The sequence below is a fragment of the Myxococcaceae bacterium JPH2 genome, assembly GCA_016458225.1.
Classification (GTDB): Bacteria; Myxococcota; Myxococcia; order Myxococcales; family Myxococcaceae; genus Citreicoccus.
This window is the reverse complement of record JAEMGR010000028.1, coordinates 66404-82696: the sequence shown is the minus strand read 5'-3', so window position 1 is coordinate 82696 and position 16293 is coordinate 66404. Positions and strand designations below refer to the sequence as shown.

Genomic DNA, 16293 nt, shown 5'->3' with positions numbered 1-16293 from the left:
CAAGCCGGCGTGACATGGCCGTGCCATGTCCGCTGGCGATTGGACGCCCCTTTGGGATTGGGTGTAAGGGAGCCGCTACCGCTATCCCAGGGAGGGGATTACATGCTGAGACGGAGTTTGTTTCCGGCTCTCTTGACCGCCGTGTTTGTCACGGTTGTTACGGGCTGTGGAAACGAGTGCGTGGATGAGTTCGACTGTCGCGACAAGGGCTCTCCTGGCGCGAACAAGGTTTGGGCTTGCGTCGAGAACAAGTGCGAGGCGAAGACCCTCTCCACGACTCCTCCGGAGGAGGACGCGGGCACTGACGCGGGCGTGGATGCTGGAACGAAGCCTGACTCGGGCACGGATGCCGGCACCGACGCGGGCGTGACGTGCTCGCCGGCGTGCGCCACGGGCGAGGTTTGCGACATCAGCTCCGGCCACGGCGTGTGCAAGACCTGCACGGACTCCGCCACGGGCAACGGCCAGGACAACGGCTGCAGCGCGGCGGCCCCCATCTGCAACGTGACGGGCAGCAGCGGCAAGGGCGTCTGCACCGCGTGCCAGGACTCGGCCACGGGTGGCGCTCAGGACAACGGCTGCTCCGCGGCCGCTCCGGTTTGCGACCCCGCGGCCAACGGCGGCGTGGGCGCGTGCAAGGGCTGCCAGGACTCGGCCACGGGCAACGGCCAGGACACGGGCTGCTCGGCGACCGCTCCCCTCTGCGACGCGACGGCCAACAACGGCGTGGGCGCGTGCACGGGCTGCCAGGACTCGGCCACGGGCACCGGCCAGGACACGGGCTGCGCGGCGACCGCCCCGGTTTGCGACCCGACCGCCACGAACGGCGCGGGCGCGTGCACGGCGTGCCAGGACTCCGCCACGGGCAACGGCCAGGACACGGGCTGCTCGGCGACCGCTCCCCTCTGCGACGCGACGGCCAACAACGGCGTGGGCGCGTGCAAGGCGTGCCAGGACTCCGCCACGGGCAACGGCCAGGACACGGGCTGCTCGGCGACCGCTCCCCTCTGCGACGCGACGGCCAACAACGGCGTGGGCGCGTGCACGGCGTGCCAGGACTCCGCCACGGGCAACGGCCAGGACACGGGCTGCTCGGCGACCGCCCCGGTTTGCGACCCGACCGCCAAGAACGGCGCGGGCGCGTGCAAGGCGTGCGTGGACAGCGCAACGGGCAATGGCCAGGACACGGGCTGCGGCGCGCAGGCGCCGGTCTGTGACACGACGGCCAACAGCGGCTCGGGCGTGTGCAAGGCGTGCGTGGACTCCGCCACGGGCGCGGGCCAGGACACGGGCTGCGGCGCCGCGGCGCCGATGTGCGACGTGACGGGCAACGGCGGCGCGGGCGTGTGCAAGGCGTGCGTCGACTCGGCCACGGGCAACGGCCAGGACCAGGGCTGTGGCGTGGACGCGCCGGTCTGTGACACGAGCGCCAACGGTGGCGCGGGCGTGTGCAAGGTGTGCTTCGACTCCGCGAGCAGCCCGTCCATCGGCTGCTCGAACGCGGCCTCGGTGTGCGACGCGACGGCCAACAACGGCCTCGGCGTGTGCAAGGTGTGCATGGATACGGCGGCCACCGGTCAGGACCTGGGCTGCGTCTCTCCGTCCGCCATCTGCGACGCCGCCGCGAACGACGGCTTTGGCGTGTGCAAGGTGTGCCTTGGCGCCGAGGGCTGCACGCAGCCCCAGACGTGCAACGCCTCTGGCACCGCGTGCGAGGGCTGTGTCGACAACGCCTCGTGCGCGTCGAACAACCCCAACACCCCGGTCTGCAACACGGGCGCGACGCCTTCGCAGTGCGTCGAGTGCACCACGGCGGACGCCGCCAAGTGCGACGCGAGCAAGCCCGCGTGCAACAACAACCTCTGCGGCTGCACGAGCGACACCCAGTGCAACGCGGCCGGCAGCGACCGCCGCACCTGTGACACCACCGCGAACAACGGCCGTGGCCAGTGCGAGATCTGCCTCGGCAACGCGCAGTGCACGGACCCGAACAAGCCGGTCTGCGACAACAAGGCCTGCATCTGCCGCGACAACGCGGACTGCTCCGTGGGCCTGACGTGTGACGGCGCCACGAAGGCCTGCGTCGCGCAGGGCCCGACGGCGGCCTCGACCAGCGCGCAGATCCAGGCGTTCAAGAACGCCACGGGAGCGACGTTTGATCCGCCGATGGCGATCGACGGCGCCTACGTGACGTACATCAAGCCGGCGACCGGCGCAGACGTGGCGGGCTACTTCCTCCAGGCCGAGGCCACCGGCCCCGCGATGTTCGTCGCGGCGAGCCCGGGCACGCTGGTGGTGGGCGACCGCGTCAACCTCAAGGTGGGCGCGGCGACGACGCTGAGCGGTGTCATCAAGGCCGCCGGCACCATCACGGGCCTGACGGTCATCAGCCAGGGCCACCCGGTGCGCAGCCTCAACACGGTCACCCCGGCCGGCCTCACGGTGGATCGCTCCGGCGACCCGTCGACGGAGCTGCTGGACAAGGCGGACACCTACTTCGGCACGCTGGTTCGCCTGAAGGGCAGCGAGAATGGCGCGACGGCCAGCAGCGGCTCCGGTCACGTGGCGTTCACCTTCCAGACGACTGGCATCAACAACGCCAACCTGAAGATCCGCGTCCCGGACACCATCGCCGCGAGCATCAGCTTCGCGGACACGTGCAAGCTCACCCTGGCCTCGGGTCCGGTGTGGAAGTTCACCAGCACGACGGGCACGCCGCCGGTGACCACCACCCAGGTCCAGGCTTCCGCGTACTTCCGCTCGGAGCTGACGGACATCACCTGCCCGGCCCCGAAGGCCGTGAGCGCCATCGCCGTCTCCAGCAGCGAGGTGAAGGTGACGTTCGACCGCGCCATCGACGCGGCGAGCATCACGGACGCCGCCACCCAGTTCACGTTCAACAACGGGCTCCAGGCCGTCAGCGCCACGGTGTCCGGCAAGGACGTGACGGTGAAGACCGGCGAGCAGGTGGGCGGCACCAGCTACACGGTGACGGTCGCAAACTCGGTGAAGGACATCCTGGGCGGCGCGGTCGCGGCTCCTGGCACGGCGACGTTCAAGGGCTACCGCGTGCCCGCCGTGCTGATGATCAACGAGGTCAACCCGAACGTGAGCGCCTCGCGCGACCTCATCGAGCTGCTCGTGGTGAGCGGTGGCACGACCGACGCCATCACGCTCGTCCAGGAGTCCACGTCCGTGGCCACCCTGGCGACGCTCCCGGATGTGAACGTGGCGACGGGTGACTACATCGTGGTCCACCTGACCCCGACCGCCGCTCAGGGTGACGCCACGGCGTCCGAGACGGCGAGCAAGAGCGAGATCACCGCCACGACGAACTTCCCCAACGCCTGGGACTTCGTCGCCGGCGCGACCAACCTGACGTTCTCCAACCAGGTGGTGCGTCTCAAGAGCGCCTCCGGGTCCACGCTGGACGCGGTGGCCTTCGTGAAGAGCGACCTGACGACCCCTCCGGGTGGCTATCCGGCCAAGCTGCAAGCGCTCCAGGCAGAAGGCCTTTGGCTCCCGGCCGACTGCAACGGCGCGCTGTGTACCTACACGACGACCCCGACTGCCCTTGCGGTCTCCGTGGAGTGGAAGGCCGCGGGGAGCACCCAGGCGGGCAACAGCATGCAGCGCAAGGCCAATACGCATCAGGCCTCGGACTGGGTGTCCGGTGCGCCCAGCTTCGGCGCCGCGAACCCGTAGTGCTCCGCTGAGCCCTCGGGCTCACGGTTGAAACATCCAAGGGCCGCGATTCCTCTCACGGAGTCGCGGCCCTTGCTGTTTCTCGGGTCCGAGCCGACTCGGAGGCGAGATACACGCTGACCCACTAGAGTGAAGGTCTTTCTTCTCGTGAGCCGCGTGTCACATCGGCTCGGAGTGGGTCATGTCGTCTCACCGCGCCCTCGTGCCGCTGCTCGTCCTGCTGCTCACTGCTTGTCCTGGCAACAAGCCGTTGGATCCGGAGCCGCCGAAGACGGACGGCGGCTCCCACGTCACCGATGGCGGACATGACGAGCCCTTGGCCATCACCACCTCGGGGCTTCTCCCCGCCACGGTGAATGTGGCCTACAGCGCGACCCTCTCCGCATCCGGAGGCGTCTCGCCGCAGGCATGGCGCGTCAGCGCGGGGGCGCTTCCCTCGGGCCTGTCCCTCTCGGCCCAGGGAGAGGTGAGCGGGACGCCCAGCGTCTCCGGCACCGCGCGCTTCACCGTGGAGGTTCAGGATGCGCACGGCACGAAGGCGCACGCGGAGCTCTCGCTCGAGGTTCGCGCGGGGCTGGCCATCTCCGACGCCGTGCTCGCCGATGCCTATCTCGGCGAGACCTATGCGGTGAGGCTCGATGCGACAGGCGGCGTCGCGCCGCTCACCTGGGTGCTTGCTCAAGGCGCGCTGCCGACTGGCATCACGCTGACCACCGACGGCCAGCTCACGGGCTCGCCCATCACGGTGGGGCCCTGGGCCTTCAGCGTGGGTGCGCGAGACGCGGAGGGGAAGTCCGCTGCACATCCCTTCCTGCTCACGGTCTATTCGCCGCCAGCGTTCACCACGTCCAACCTGCCGCCCGCGGTGGTGGGCACGGCCTACTCGGCATCGGTGCCGGGCACGGGAGGCAAAGGCGCGCTGTCGTATCGCCTCGTCTCGGGCGCATTGCCCGACGGGCTCCGCCTGGAAGGCTCCACGCTGCTCGGAACGCCCAGCACCGCCACCACCGCGACCTTCACGCTCGAGGTCTCCGACGCCAACGGCCACACCGCCACCGCGGCCTTCGGGCTCGACGTGCGTGGCGTCGTCACGCTCACGTCCACCGTGCTGCCGGATGGATACACCGACGCCACCTACCGTCAGCCGCTCTCCGCCGCGGGAGGTCGCAGTCCCTATCGCTGGGTCCTGGTCAGTGGCTCGCTGCCCTCGGGGCTGAGCCTCGTCGAGACAGGCTCGCTCGAAGGGACGCCCACTGCGGCAGGCACGTCCTCCTTCGTCCTGCGCGTCACCGATGCGGATGGTTTCTCGGACGCGCGTTCGGTGTCCGTCTCGATGTATCGCCCCCCCAGCATCACCACCGCCACGACGCTGCCGGATGCGTATTCCTCCGAGCCCTATGCGCACGTCGTCACCGCCGTGGATGGCAAGGCTCCTCGCACCTTCACGGTCGCGGGCGCGCTTCCCTCCGGACTGACCTTGTCGAGCGAGGGCTCCTTGTCCGGCACGCCTTCCACCACGGGCTCCGGCTTCAGCCTCGCAATCACGGTCACGGATGCGAACGGCCGCACCGCGTCGCGCACGGTGGCGCTGTCCGTCTACGCGCCTCCCGATGTCACCTCCGCGTCGCTGCCCATCGCCCTCATTGGCCAGCCGTACTCCGCCACCCTCACCGCGTCCGGTGGCAAGGCCGGGCTCTCGTGGGCGGTGACGTCGGGCGGTCTGCCGATGGGGCTCTCCCTGTCCTCTTCCGGCGTGCTCAGCGGCACGCCCACCGGTGACGCCGCGACCTTCTCCGCGACGTTCACCATCACCGATGCGAATGGCCACGTGGCCTCGCGTTCATTGACGCTGACGCTGTCGAGCCCGCTCTTGGTGACGACCTCGACGCTGCCGGATGCGACGGTGGGTCAGGCCTACAGCGCCACGCTCGCGGCCTCGGGCGGACGGCTCCCGCTGACGTGGAGCTTCAGCGGCGCGCTGCCGGTGGGACTCTCGCTGTCATCGGACGGGGTCCTCTCCGGCACGCCCTCCGTGCAAGGGCAGGCGTCGTTCCTCGCCATCGTGCGCGATGCGAACAACCTCAGTGACTCGCGCACGCTGTCCCTCGCGGTGAAGGCTCCCGCGGTGCCCTTCACCGTGGCGCACTGGAACCTGGAGTGGTTCGGCGCGCCCAACCAGGGCCCGCCCCACTCCACCTCGGATGGTGGCCTGACGGATGATCTCCAGATTGCCTACGCGCGCGACGTCATCCGCGACGCGGGCGTCAACGTGTGGGGGCTCGTCGAGATGGTCGACACCGCCGACTTCGACACCCTCAAGGCCCAGCTCCCGGGCTACCGCGGCTTCCTCGCCAACAACACGGCCTTCGTCTCCAGCGGCGCTTCGTCCTACTCGGTGGGCGAGCAGAAGCCCGGCATCCTCTACGACGACTCGGTCACCTTCCAGAGCGCCCAGGTGATTCTCACCACCAAGGCCGCGGACTTCGGCGGGCGCCCGCCCCTGCGCGTGAACTTCACCACGGCCATGCATGGCACCACCGCCAACCTGGTCGTCATCGTCGTCCACATGAAGGCCTTCGATGACCTGGTGTCCTACGGCCAGCGACAGCGCGCGGGCGCCGCACTGAAGACGTACCTGGACACGGAGCTTTCCACCGAGCGCGTGCTCGTCATGGGCGACTGGAACGACGACGTGGATCAATCCATCAGCAAGGATGACCTCGGCGCCATCCTGCCCTCGCCCTATCAGCCGCTCGTCGACGACTCGGCCCACTACATCTTCATCACCCAGGCCCTGTCGCTCGCGGGCGACCGCACCACGGTGAGCTACCGCGACGTCATCGACCACACGATGGTCACGGATGAAGTCGCCGTGGATTATGTGCCGGGCTCGGTCGTGGTCCTACGGCCCGATGCGTGGCTGCCCGACTACGGCAACACCGTCAGCGACCACTATCCCGTGCAGAGCCGCTACGACTTCCGCAGCACGGGCGGCCCCACGCTCCGCCTGCTGTCGCCGCAGGGCGGCACCTACCTGGCGGGCAGCACGGTCTCCATCGCCTGGCGCTCCACGGGCATCGCCACCCTGCGCTTGGAGTTCTCACTCGACAACGGCGAGCACTGGCAGGTGATTGCCCCCACGGTCAGCGCGGCGCTCGGCTCCTATCCGTGGACCCTGCCCGACTCGGTGAGCAACACCGTGCGCGTCCGCGTGGTGGACACGAGCAACGTGTCCAACGCCGCCACGCATGACACGCCGCTGGTGCTCACCCGCGATCAGCCCCACATGTTCATCAATGAGGTGCTCGCCAATGAGCCGTCTTTCGATGGCGGCACCGGCGACACGGCCTACGAGTTCGTCGAGCTGGTGAACGCGGGCCCCGTCAGCGCCGACCTGTCCGGCTGGACGCTCTGGGACAGCCTCAGCACACGCCATGTCTTCGCAGCTGGCACCACCGTGGCGCCGGGGCGCGCGTTCGTCATCTACGGCGGCGCGTCCGCGTTCCCGCCGGGGACGCCGAACACGGTGGCCGCATCCGTGGGAGGACTGGCCCTCAACAACTCCAGCGACAGCGTGCGGCTGAAGCGGCCCGATGCCGGCATCGAGGACGAGATGAGCTACACGAGCACCGTGGACAACGTGTCCGTGAACCGCTCCCCCGACGCGACCTTGGACGCCGGCTTCGTCCTCCACAACGTGCTGTCACCTGGGCGCACCTCGTCCGCGGGCCTGCGCGCGGACGGCGGCGTGTTCTGACGCGGCTCGCGACTCAGGGCCGGGACATCGGGTGCTCCGGCTCACCCGAGGCGGGAGGCAGGTTCGCGGGGACGATCTCCACCTCGCGCGCCATCCAGCCCCCGGACGTGACGTTGAAGGCGACGCGGACCTCCTGACCCTCGGAGAGTTCGCGCAGCAACACGGGCCGGTTGCGGCGGTGGATGCGTGTGCGCGGCGCCACGAGGACCTCGTGCTCGACGCCGGTCGTGTCGCGGAAGAGGAGTTCATCGTCCCCCACCCACGTCACCCGGCCTCGGAGTTCTTCCGAGGGGGCGGGCGAGTCCTCGGCCTCACACGCGCCCGCGTCCTGCCCCAGGAGCGCGGGGCCGGCTGCCTTCAGCGCATCCGCGTCCACCTTCTGTCGGGCGGCGAGGAAGTTGTTGAGAACTCTCGAGCGGCCCTCGCGGTCCCTCGCCGAGGGGCCCTCGGGGCCTCGCCCGCAACCCAGCCCGAGCCCCGCGAGGGCGAGCATCCAGGCCGCCCACGCGCGCGTGCGTCGCATGTCATCCGTCTCCCGCGTTGGAGAAGGAGCCCCTGGCCCCGGGCTTGACCTGGGCCACGCGCACCCTTCCAAGGAAACATGCGACTGGCGCGAGCAGCCGCAAACCGGGCTGTTCGCGCCAGGAAACTCGCTCACGGGCTCGCTACCCCGCCTGCCCTGGCTCGGGGCAGGGAGTCCGCTGAATCAGCGCCCGGACTCGATGGCGAACACCAGGGTCACCTTCGCCTGGAGCGTCTGCTCCTCCGGGACGATGGGCGTCGCCGAGGCGCGCGAATCCGCCGTCATCTCGTAGGCGCGGTTCATGGGGAAGAAGCGCTGCGGCTCCGTCACCGTGCTCGCATCCAGCACCGCGCCCAGCTTCACGTTCAGCGCCGTCGCCAGCACCTGCGCCGACTGCCGCGCCCGCGCCACCGCCTGCCGCAGCGCCTCCCCCTGCGCCGCCTCCTCCCGCGTCAGCCCGAAGCGCACCGAGTCCACCCGGTTCGCCCCCGCCGTCAGCGCCTTGTCGAGCAGGCTCCCCACCTTCGACAGGTCCGTGACATGCGCCGTCACCAGGTTGCTGACCCGGTACCCCTTCACCTTCGGCTCGGCGCCATCGGGCGTGGGCGGGGTGTAGGTGGGGTACACGTTGTAGTTGCGCGTCTGGAGGTCCCGCTTCGTCAGGCCCGCGCTGCTCAACGCGGCGAGCACCTTCTCCATCCGCCGCGCGTTCTCCTCGCTCGCCACCTTCACGTTGGCGCCCTCGGTCTCCACCGCCAGGTCGAGGTACGCCTCATCCGGCTGCGCCTTCACCTCGCCCGTGCCCTCCACGCGAATGGTGCGGACCGAGATGTCCGCATGCGGCGGCGGAGGAAGGGGAGCGCTCATCGGCTGGGACTGCGCCATCGCGGAAAGGCTCAGGGACATCACCGCGGCCATCAGGACAGGTCGGAAGGACTTCAAGGTGTCGCCTCACGGGGTTCCAGCGCCACGGACATCGCGGCGCCCTCTTGGGAAGCTCGGACGGCGCGGCGCGCGGGGCATTCAACGCCCCGCGCGCCAGGGGGCCGCCGCGGGAAAAGCCCAGCCTCTCAGTGAAGCGCCGGCCCCTGGTCCATCTCGAACGAGGCCCGGGCCGTCTCGCGCTGGCGGGCGGTCCGCTGGCGGGACAGCGTGGCATCGCGCGCCTCGCGAACCTTGAGGCCCGCCTTGCGGCGCGCGGCGCGCAAGGCATCCCGCCCCAGGTCCATCACCGCCGTCACCGCGCCCGCCACCAGGTTGGCGGGCGGCGTGTCCGGCGCGCCCGGATGCGGATGCGTGGGCGCCGAGCCCTTCGCCTGCTCCAACTGCGCGCCCAGGCTCCGCAGCTCCTGCGGACGGAAGAGCTTGCGCACCTCGGGGAAGAGGTATTGCTCCTCCTCGACGACGTGCGCCCGCGTGGCCTCCATCAACACCTGGACCTTGGCGTCGAAGCGCTCGGCCTCCGGGGACATGCCGTCCAGCTCCGCCAGCAACAGCTTCAGGACGTGGTGCTCCTCCAGCGAGCGCAGCACATCCCCGACGAGCACGTCTCCGCGCGCGCGCGCCGCCGGATAGAACACCTGCTCCTCGATGGCGGCGTGGATGGACAGCGCGCGCACCATCTCGTCCACCAGCTTGCGCTTCTGCGTGCGCGCGTGGTCTCCCGCTTTCTCGAACTTGCGGAAGAGCTGCTCCACCGTCTTGTGGTCCGCTTTCAGCAACGCAATGGCATCCATGAGCAACGCCTCCCTCCGGGGCATGAGACAACCCGCTCGGAATGGTGGGGATGGCGGATGGCGGATGCCTGCCGACCCCGCCGAAGGCCCCTCGGCTGCGTGCAGGACAAACGTTCGGACGAGCGTCCATTCGCCATCAGCTCGCCTGCCCCCCAAGGTACTCACCGGCACGCCAGGGACTGAGCACTGTCAACCCCACGTACCGGAACCTCCCGCCGTGACAGGTGAGGCGCGCTCCGGAAAGAGGGGGGAAGCCATGCCGGGAAGTACCTTGCGAGTTCGGGTCGCGCGTATCGCGCGTGAGGCGGAAGGCATCCAATCCTACGAGCTCGTCGCGGAGGAGGGAGGCGCCCTGCCCGCCTTCGAGCCGGGAGCACACGTCGACGTCACGGTGCCAGGCATGGCGGGGGCGCTGCGGCCCTACTCGCTGTGCAACGACCCCACGGAGACGCATCGCTACGTCATCGCCGTGCAGCGCGACGACGCCGGACGCGGCGGCTCGCGGGCGATGCATGAGCGCGTGCACGAAGGCGACACGCTCGAGGTGAGCGAGCCGCGCAACGACTTCCCGCTGCTCTTCGCCAAGAGCTACGTGCTCATCGCGGGCGGCATCGGCGTCACGCCGCTGCTCTCCATGGCGCGCGCGCTCCAGCGCACCGGCGCGCAGTGGCTCATGCACTACTGCACGCGCTCACCCGAGCGCACCGCGTTCCTCGACCTGCTGTCCTCTCCGTCGTTCGCCGGCAACGTGCACGTGCACCACGACGGCGGAGACCCCAGCCAGGGTCTGCCAGTGCGCGACGTGCTGGCCTCGCGCGGTCCGGGCACGCGGCTGTACTGCTGCGGACCGGTGGGCCTGATGAAGGCCGCGCGCGAGGCGGCCACGCTGCACAAGTGGCCGTGGGAGAAGGTCCACTTCGAGTCCTTCACCGCCGAGGGCATCGGCGCCGCGAGCGGTCAGGAGGAGCAGGACTTCGAGGTGGTCATCCGCAGCACCGGCCAGGTCGTGCGCGTGCCCGCGGGACAGAGCGTGCTCAACGTGCTGCGCGCGCATGGTCTCACGGTGCCGAGCGACTGCGAAGCGGGCTCCTGCGGCACCTGCCTCACCCGCGTCTGCGAGGGCACGCCCGAGCACCGCGACACCTTCTTCGGAGGCACGTCCGCGGATGACTCGCGCATGCTCGTGTGCGTGTCGCGCGCGCGCTCGCGGAGGCTGGTGCTGGACCTGTAGCCCGTCAGCGCTCAGGCCGCGCGGCTGGAGGTCCCGCGCGCCCGCGCCACGCCGGAGCGCACCACCTCGCGCAGCTCCTCCGGCTCGAAGGGCTTCTCCACGCGCGGGTTGCGCACGCGCTCCAGGAAGGTGCGCGCCGCCGAGGTGAAGGCGCCGCCGGTGATGAACACCATGCGCGCCGCCAGCTGCGGCGCGCTTTCCTCCAGCGCGTCGTGCAGCTCCATGCCGGTCAGCTCCGGCATCATCAGGTCGCAGAGGATGACGTCGAAGCTGGCGTCAGGCGCGCGCAGCCGCTCCAGCGCCTGCCGCGAACTCACCATCACCTCCACGTCGTGCTCGCGCGCGAGCGTGCGGCGGATGGCGCCGCTCACCATGGGCTCGTCGTCCACCACCAGCACCTTCCCTCGCACGGGCGCGGCCACCTCGGACACCCGGCTCGCCGCGTCCTCGCGGGGCACCACGGGGCCTTCGCCTGGCGCTCGGGCCGCGCGCAGCGTCACGCGGAACACCGAGCCCTTGCCCAATTCGCTCTCCACGGCGATGTGGCCGCCCATGCCCGTCACGTACGCATGGCACAGCGAGAGCCCCAGCCCCGTGCCCACGCCCACCGGCTTGGTGGTGAAGAACGGGTCGAAGATGCGGCCCACCATCTCCGGCGCCATGCCCGAGCCGGTGTCACGCACCTCGGCCACCACCTCGCCCACCGCGCCCGTGCGAATCACCAGCCGCACCGAGTTCACCTCGGCCCGGCCCTCGGGCAGCGCCTGCGCGGCGTTGATGAGCAGGTTGAGGAACACCTGCACCAGCCGCGCTTCATTGCCCTCCACCTTGGGGACTTCGCTGTACTCGCGAATCACCCGCGCGCGGTGGCGCAGCTCGCTCGACGCCATCTTCGCCGCGGACTCCAGCACGGCCGTGAGGTCCACCGGCCCGAGCGCTTCGTCGTCGCGGCGCGAGAACGTCTTCAGGTCCCGGACGATGCGGCGCACCCGGTCCGCGCCGTGCAGCGCCTCGCGCAGCGCCTGGCTCAAGTCCCGCAGCCGAGGGCCCGCGTCCGCGGGGAGCGTGGCGAGCGACTCCGCCTCCGTGCACGCGTGCTCCAGGTTGGACACGATGTAAGCCAGCGGGTTGTTGATTTCGTGCCCCACGCCGGCCGCGAGCGTGCCCACCGCCGCCATCTTCCCCGCCTGGAGCAGCTGCGCCTGCGTGTCCCGCAGCGCGCGCATGTTGTCCTCCAGCTCGCGGTTGGCCAGCTCCAGTTCGGCGGTGCGCTCCTGCACGCGCGCCTCCAGCCAGCGCTCGCGCGCCTTCAGTCGCCCCACGCGCAGCAGGTACACCGCCGTGCCCAGGAGGCCCACGCCCAGCACGAACAGCGCCCAGAAGCCGGTGCGCTGCCACGGCCGAGGCACCAGCACGACCTCCAGGGACGCGGGCTCGGACCACGCGCCGTCCCGCCCGTGGGCCGTCACCTCGAAGCGGTACCGCCCCGGGCGCAGGTTCGTGTACGTGGCCGTCCGCCGCCCGTCCGCGTCCACCCAGCCCTCGTCATGGCCCGCCAGCCGGTAGCGGAACGGCAGGCGCGAGGTGTCCCCCGGCGCGAAGGCGGTGAAGCGCAGCTCCAGCCGCGTCGTGCCCGGAGGCAGCTCCAGCCGCGACTCCAGCGGCACCGGCTGCCCCTGCACGCGAATCTCCTCCATGCGCACGTCCGGAGGGCGCAGGCCGGGCCGCACGCGCGCGGGGTCCACCGCCACCATGCCGCGGATGGTGGTGAACCACAGTCGGCCGTCTCGGCCCCGGAAGCCCGAGGGCTGCGTGTTGCCGTTGCACTCGCCGCTGCGCATGCCGTCGCGCGCGTCGAAGCCCACCGCCTCCACGCGCCGGTGGAGTCCCTCGGCTACCTCCTCCAGGTCGCGACGCGACACGCGCGAGACGCCCTTGTTGCTGCTCATCCACAGGAAGCCCTCGCCGTCCGGCACCAGGCTGAAGACGGCGTCGTCGTAGAGCCCCTGCTCGGTGGTGTAGCGCGCCCACCGGCCGTCCTTGCGCCGCGCGAGCCCCGTCTCGGTGCCCACCCACAGCGTGCCGTCTGGATCCGCCAGCAGCGCGAGCACCGCGTCGCCGGGCAGACCGTCCTTCATGGTGTAGCGCGTGAAGCCCTTGCCGTCCCAGCGCATGAGCCCCGCGTCCGAGCCAAACCACACCCCGCCCAGGGGGTCCTCCAGCATCACGGCAATGGCGTCCGTGGGGATGCCCTGCTTCGCCCCGAACACCGTCACCGAGCCGCCGTGCACGCGCGCCAGCCCGTGCTGCATGCCCACCCACAGGTCTCCGCCGGACACGGGCAGCAGCGCCGTCACCGTGTCGTCCGGCAAGCCCTGCGCCCGCGACAGCACGCGCGTGAAGTGGTGGCGGCCATCCGAGCGGTACACGCCGCCCATCGTCCCCACCCACAGCGCGCCGTCCGGCGTCTCCGCCAGCGCGAGCACCGTCTCCTCGGGCATGCCGTCCGCGACCGTCACGGGGAAGATGCGCCCCTCCTCCATGCGGAACAGGCCGCCGCCCATGGTGCCCAGCCACAGCACGCCGTCGCGGGACTCCAGCACCGCGCTCGCCGTCTCGTGCCCCAGCCCCTCGGGCCGGCCGAAGGTGGCGAAGGCGCCGTCGCGCAGGCGGTGCAGGCCCGCAAAGGTGCCCACCCACAGGTTGCCCTCGCTGTCCTCCAGCAGGGACAGCACGGAGACGCTGGCCAGGGCCTCGCCGGCCCCCTGGCGCTCGAAGGCGCCCGCGCCGTAGCGCACGAGCCCGCCGCGTCGCGTGCCCACCCACAGGTTGCCGTGCCGGTCCGTCAGCAGCGCGCCAATGGGGCCCGCCGGGAGTCCCTCGGCCTCGGTGTAGCGGGTGACCCGCCCTTCCGCCCACGAGAAGAGGCCCACGGTGGTGCCCACCCAGAGCACGCCCGCCGCGTCCTCGCGCAGCGCCGAGACGGATGGCGGCGCGGCGTCCTGGCCCGGGAAGGGAAAGGGCGCGGGCTCCACGCGTCCGCCCACCAGGCGCGCCAGGCCCGCGTCCGTGCCCACCCACAAGCCGCCCGCCGCGTCGGACGCCAGTGAATGGATGATGGCGGAGGGCAGGCCCTGCGCCTCGGTGTACCGCTGCGCCGTGGCGCCGTCCGTGAGCGGCACCTGCCACAGCCCCTCGCGCGTGCCCACCCACAGCACGCCGTCGCTGACCGCGAGCACCGTCACCTTCACGTCGGCCAGCGGACTCGCCGCGCCATGCGCCCGCACGAAGCCGCCGTGCCCGTACGCGAGCAGCCCGCGCTCGGTGCCGACCCACAGCGTGCCCGACGCATCCTCGACGAGCGCCGACACCGCGTGGCTGCGCAGCTCGGGCGTGTTGCGCCGGTCGAACACGGTGAAGCGCGCGCCGTCGAAGCGCACCAGCCCTTCGAAGGTGCCCAGCCAGACGTAGCCATCCCGCGTCTGGGCCATGGTGAAGATGGTGTTCTGCGGGAGCCCATCCTCGCTCTGCCACACGTCGTGGACGTACTGCGTGACGCGGCGATGCGCGTCGAGCGTCAGTCCGGGCGCCCCAACGAGGAGGACCACGAGGAAGCAGCAGTGGATGAGGTGGCGCCATCCCGCCTGGCGCCCGACCCGCGAGTGCATGGGGGCGCAGTGTCCGGCAGAACCTCGCCCTATCCAAGTGGGGGGCAAGACCTTGGCGACAGCGGCGAGGGACCCTCGACCTCCCCGACGCTCCCCGACATCCCCCCGCCGCTGCCGCCTCCGCCCACCATCCCCCAACCTCCGGGGTCATGGCCCTCGCGCGCGCGACGAGGCCCGCCACGGGCTCGCCGCACCGCGCTGACGGGAAGATGGGAGCCCGTGGCACGGCGCGCCACTCCCGGAAACGGACAGCCGCCACGCCCCCCGGTCGTGACCGACCAACCTCCGTGACTCAGGCCCGCGACGGGCGCACCGCCCCGGGAAGCCCTGGGACGCGTGGGCTCGCGCTAGCCGCTGCCGCGCCGGGAGCCCAGCAGCGCCGTGCGCAGCCGCAGCGCGGGGAAGCGGTGTCCCGTCTCCTCGAACCGGTCCGCCGCCCAGCCAATGGCCTGCCTGAGCGTGGGCACCACGACATGCGGCGCCACCAGCGGGCGCAGCGCGAGGATGACGTTCAGGGACAGCCGCACGGCGGGCGAGGTGATGACGAACGCGGTGCCCTGGTTGAAGTGCCGCAGCACCGCTTCGTGCTGGCGCTGCCACTCCGCCTGCCGCTGGCGCTGCGCGGGCGGCATGCCCACGGCGTCCCGGGCGTCCACCAGCATCACCATGGGCTCGCGACGGCGGAAGTAGCCGGCGGTCCGCTCGAGGTAGGCCTCGAGCTCATCGGGCGATTGTGGACCCTCGAAGCGGGCGATGAGCAGAGGCCACAGGCTGTCATCCAGCGAAATCACGCCCGCTGAAGGCTACAGGCCCTGTCCGACACCGATGACTGTCCGCCACGCACGGTGTTCCCCGGGCGTCATCCGGACGCGCCAGCGCTCAGCACTGGAAAGGACGAGTGTCACGGGGCGGACCGAGCCCCCCGGCGAACGTCCGGGCCCTTCGGCGCGCGACGGACTATGGTGGCGCCTTGAGAGAGGCAGATGACTCACGGGACGTTGTTCTCGACGGATACGGTGACGGAGGCAGCTCGCCTCCAGTGGCGAGTGTGGGTGGCGGACCTGCTGGACCTCGTGTCCGCCGGGCTCTGGGGGTGGGGTGCCCTGCGCGCCCTGGAGCATGACCGCACGCACACGGCGCTCGCGGTGGCGGTGGGCCTCGCCTGGCTTCTCCTCAGCGGAGTGGGCGGGCTGACGGGGCGCACGCTGGGACGGCAGCTCCTGGGCATCCAGTTGGTGCGCGGCGGTCAGCCTCCGGGCCTGGGGCGCGGCCTGGCGCGCGCGTTCACCGCGCCGCTGGAGCTGCCCATGCAGCCCGTGCTTCAGCGCCGGCCCCTGGACGAGGCGCAGGGCGTGCACGCCGAGACGCTCCGGCCCGGCGTCGTGGCGTGGCTGAAGGCCCTGGTGCCCCAGCTCCCCTGGGTGGCCCTGCTGGCCGCCGCGGCGTGGTTCATCGTCATGCCCACGAAGCAGGAGCTGCTCAAGTACCTGGGCCGCACGCTGACGGGCTGGCACTGCTGCCACGGGACGCGGGACGTGACGTGGGAGTGCAAGACGTCGCTGTCGCGCGCGGTGCGCGACGCCCGCCGAGGAGACCCGGAGGTCAGCCAGGTGGTCGCCGCGTGCCCCGTGGCCTCGGAGCGACTCCCGAAGTGATTCCGGGCGACTGACTTC

Annotated in this window: 9 protein-coding genes; 4 read left to right on the top strand and 5 right to left on the bottom strand. The window is 71.2% G+C overall.

What is annotated here, in order from left to right; genetic code table 11:
• Nucleotides 1-180 precede the first annotated feature (180 nt).
• Both JGU66_29665 and JGU66_29660 read left to right on the top strand, forming a co-directional pair.
• On the top strand, nt 181-3705 hold the full coding sequence (locus JGU66_29665) for an Ig-like domain-containing protein (protein MBJ6764952.1): 3525 nt from the start codon (nt 181-183) through the stop codon (nt 3703-3705).
• A 181-nt stretch (nt 3706-3886) separates the two neighbouring features.
• Nucleotides 3887-7462 (top strand): putative Ig domain-containing protein, encoded by a 3576-nt coding sequence (locus JGU66_29660; protein MBJ6764951.1) that lies wholly within the window; start codon nt 3887-3889, stop codon nt 7460-7462.
• A gap of 13 nt (nt 7463-7475) precedes the next feature.
• On the opposite strand, the gene JGU66_29655 is transcribed toward JGU66_29660, so the two are convergent.
• The 3 genes from JGU66_29655 to JGU66_29645 all read right to left on the bottom strand — a co-directional run bounded on the left by JGU66_29655 (nt 7476) and on the right by JGU66_29645 (nt 9721).
• The gene (locus JGU66_29655; GenBank protein ID MBJ6764950.1) at nt 7476-7985 is read right to left on the bottom strand and encodes a hypothetical protein; all 510 of its coding nucleotides are present in this window, start codon (nt 7983-7985) and stop codon (nt 7476-7478) included.
• Between the two features lie 183 nt (nt 7986-8168).
• Nucleotides 8169-8903, bottom strand: coding sequence for an SIMPL domain-containing protein (locus JGU66_29650; protein ID MBJ6764949.1), 735 nt, complete (start codon nt 8901-8903; stop codon nt 8169-8171).
• 152 nt (nt 8904-9055) lie between these two features.
• Complete coding sequence (locus JGU66_29645; GenBank protein ID MBJ6764948.1) at nt 9056-9721, bottom strand: hemerythrin domain-containing protein; 666 nt, start codon at nt 9719-9721, stop codon at nt 9056-9058.
• A 256-nt stretch (nt 9722-9977) separates the two neighbouring features.
• Between JGU66_29645 and JGU66_29640 the strand changes: the two genes are divergently transcribed.
• Nucleotides 9978-10952 (top strand): oxidoreductase, encoded by a 975-nt coding sequence (locus JGU66_29640; protein MBJ6764947.1) that lies wholly within the window; start codon nt 9978-9980, stop codon nt 10950-10952.
• 11 nt (nt 10953-10963) lie between these two features.
• Here the strand turns inward: JGU66_29640 and JGU66_29635 are convergent, their stop codons facing one another.
• Both JGU66_29635 and JGU66_29630 read right to left on the bottom strand, forming a co-directional pair.
• The gene (locus JGU66_29635) at nt 10964-14620 is read right to left on the bottom strand and encodes a response regulator (GenBank protein ID MBJ6764946.1); all 3657 of its coding nucleotides are present in this window, start codon (nt 14618-14620) and stop codon (nt 10964-10966) included.
• A 347-nt stretch (nt 14621-14967) separates the two neighbouring features.
• Nucleotides 14968-15411: a hypothetical protein gene (locus JGU66_29630; GenBank protein MBJ6764945.1), complete on the bottom strand. Its 444-nt coding sequence runs from the start codon at nt 15409-15411 to the stop codon at nt 14968-14970.
• A gap of 192 nt (nt 15412-15603) precedes the next feature.
• Between JGU66_29630 and JGU66_29625 the strand changes: the two genes are divergently transcribed.
• On the top strand, nt 15604-16275 hold the full coding sequence (locus tag JGU66_29625) for a hypothetical protein (protein MBJ6764944.1): 672 nt from the start codon (nt 15604-15606) through the stop codon (nt 16273-16275).
• Nucleotides 16276-16293: the final 18 nt, after the last annotated feature.

Excerpts from the sequence above, each read along its gene's own strand:
- JGU66_29660 (MBJ6764951.1), top strand. The coding sequence starts at position 3,887 with ATGTCGTCTCACCGCGCCCTCGTGCCGCTGCTCGTCCTGCTGCTCACT.
- JGU66_29655 (MBJ6764950.1), bottom strand. The coding sequence starts at position 7,985 with ATGCGACGCACGCGCGCGTGGGCGGCCTGGATGCTCGCCCTCGCGGGG.
- JGU66_29650 (MBJ6764949.1), bottom strand. The coding sequence starts at position 8,903 with ATGGCCGCGGTGATGTCCCTGAGCCTTTCCGCGATGGCGCAGTCCCAG.
- JGU66_29645 (MBJ6764948.1), bottom strand. The coding sequence starts at position 9,721 with ATGGATGCCATTGCGTTGCTGAAAGCGGACCACAAGACGGTGGAGCAG.
- JGU66_29640 (MBJ6764947.1), top strand. The coding sequence starts at position 9,978 with ATGCCGGGAAGTACCTTGCGAGTTCGGGTCGCGCGTATCGCGCGTGAG.
- JGU66_29635 (MBJ6764946.1), bottom strand. The coding sequence starts at position 14,620 with ATGCACTCGCGGGTCGGGCGCCAGGCGGGATGGCGCCACCTCATCCAC.
- JGU66_29625 (MBJ6764944.1), top strand. The coding sequence starts at position 15,604 with ATGACTCACGGGACGTTGTTCTCGACGGATACGGTGACGGAGGCAGCT.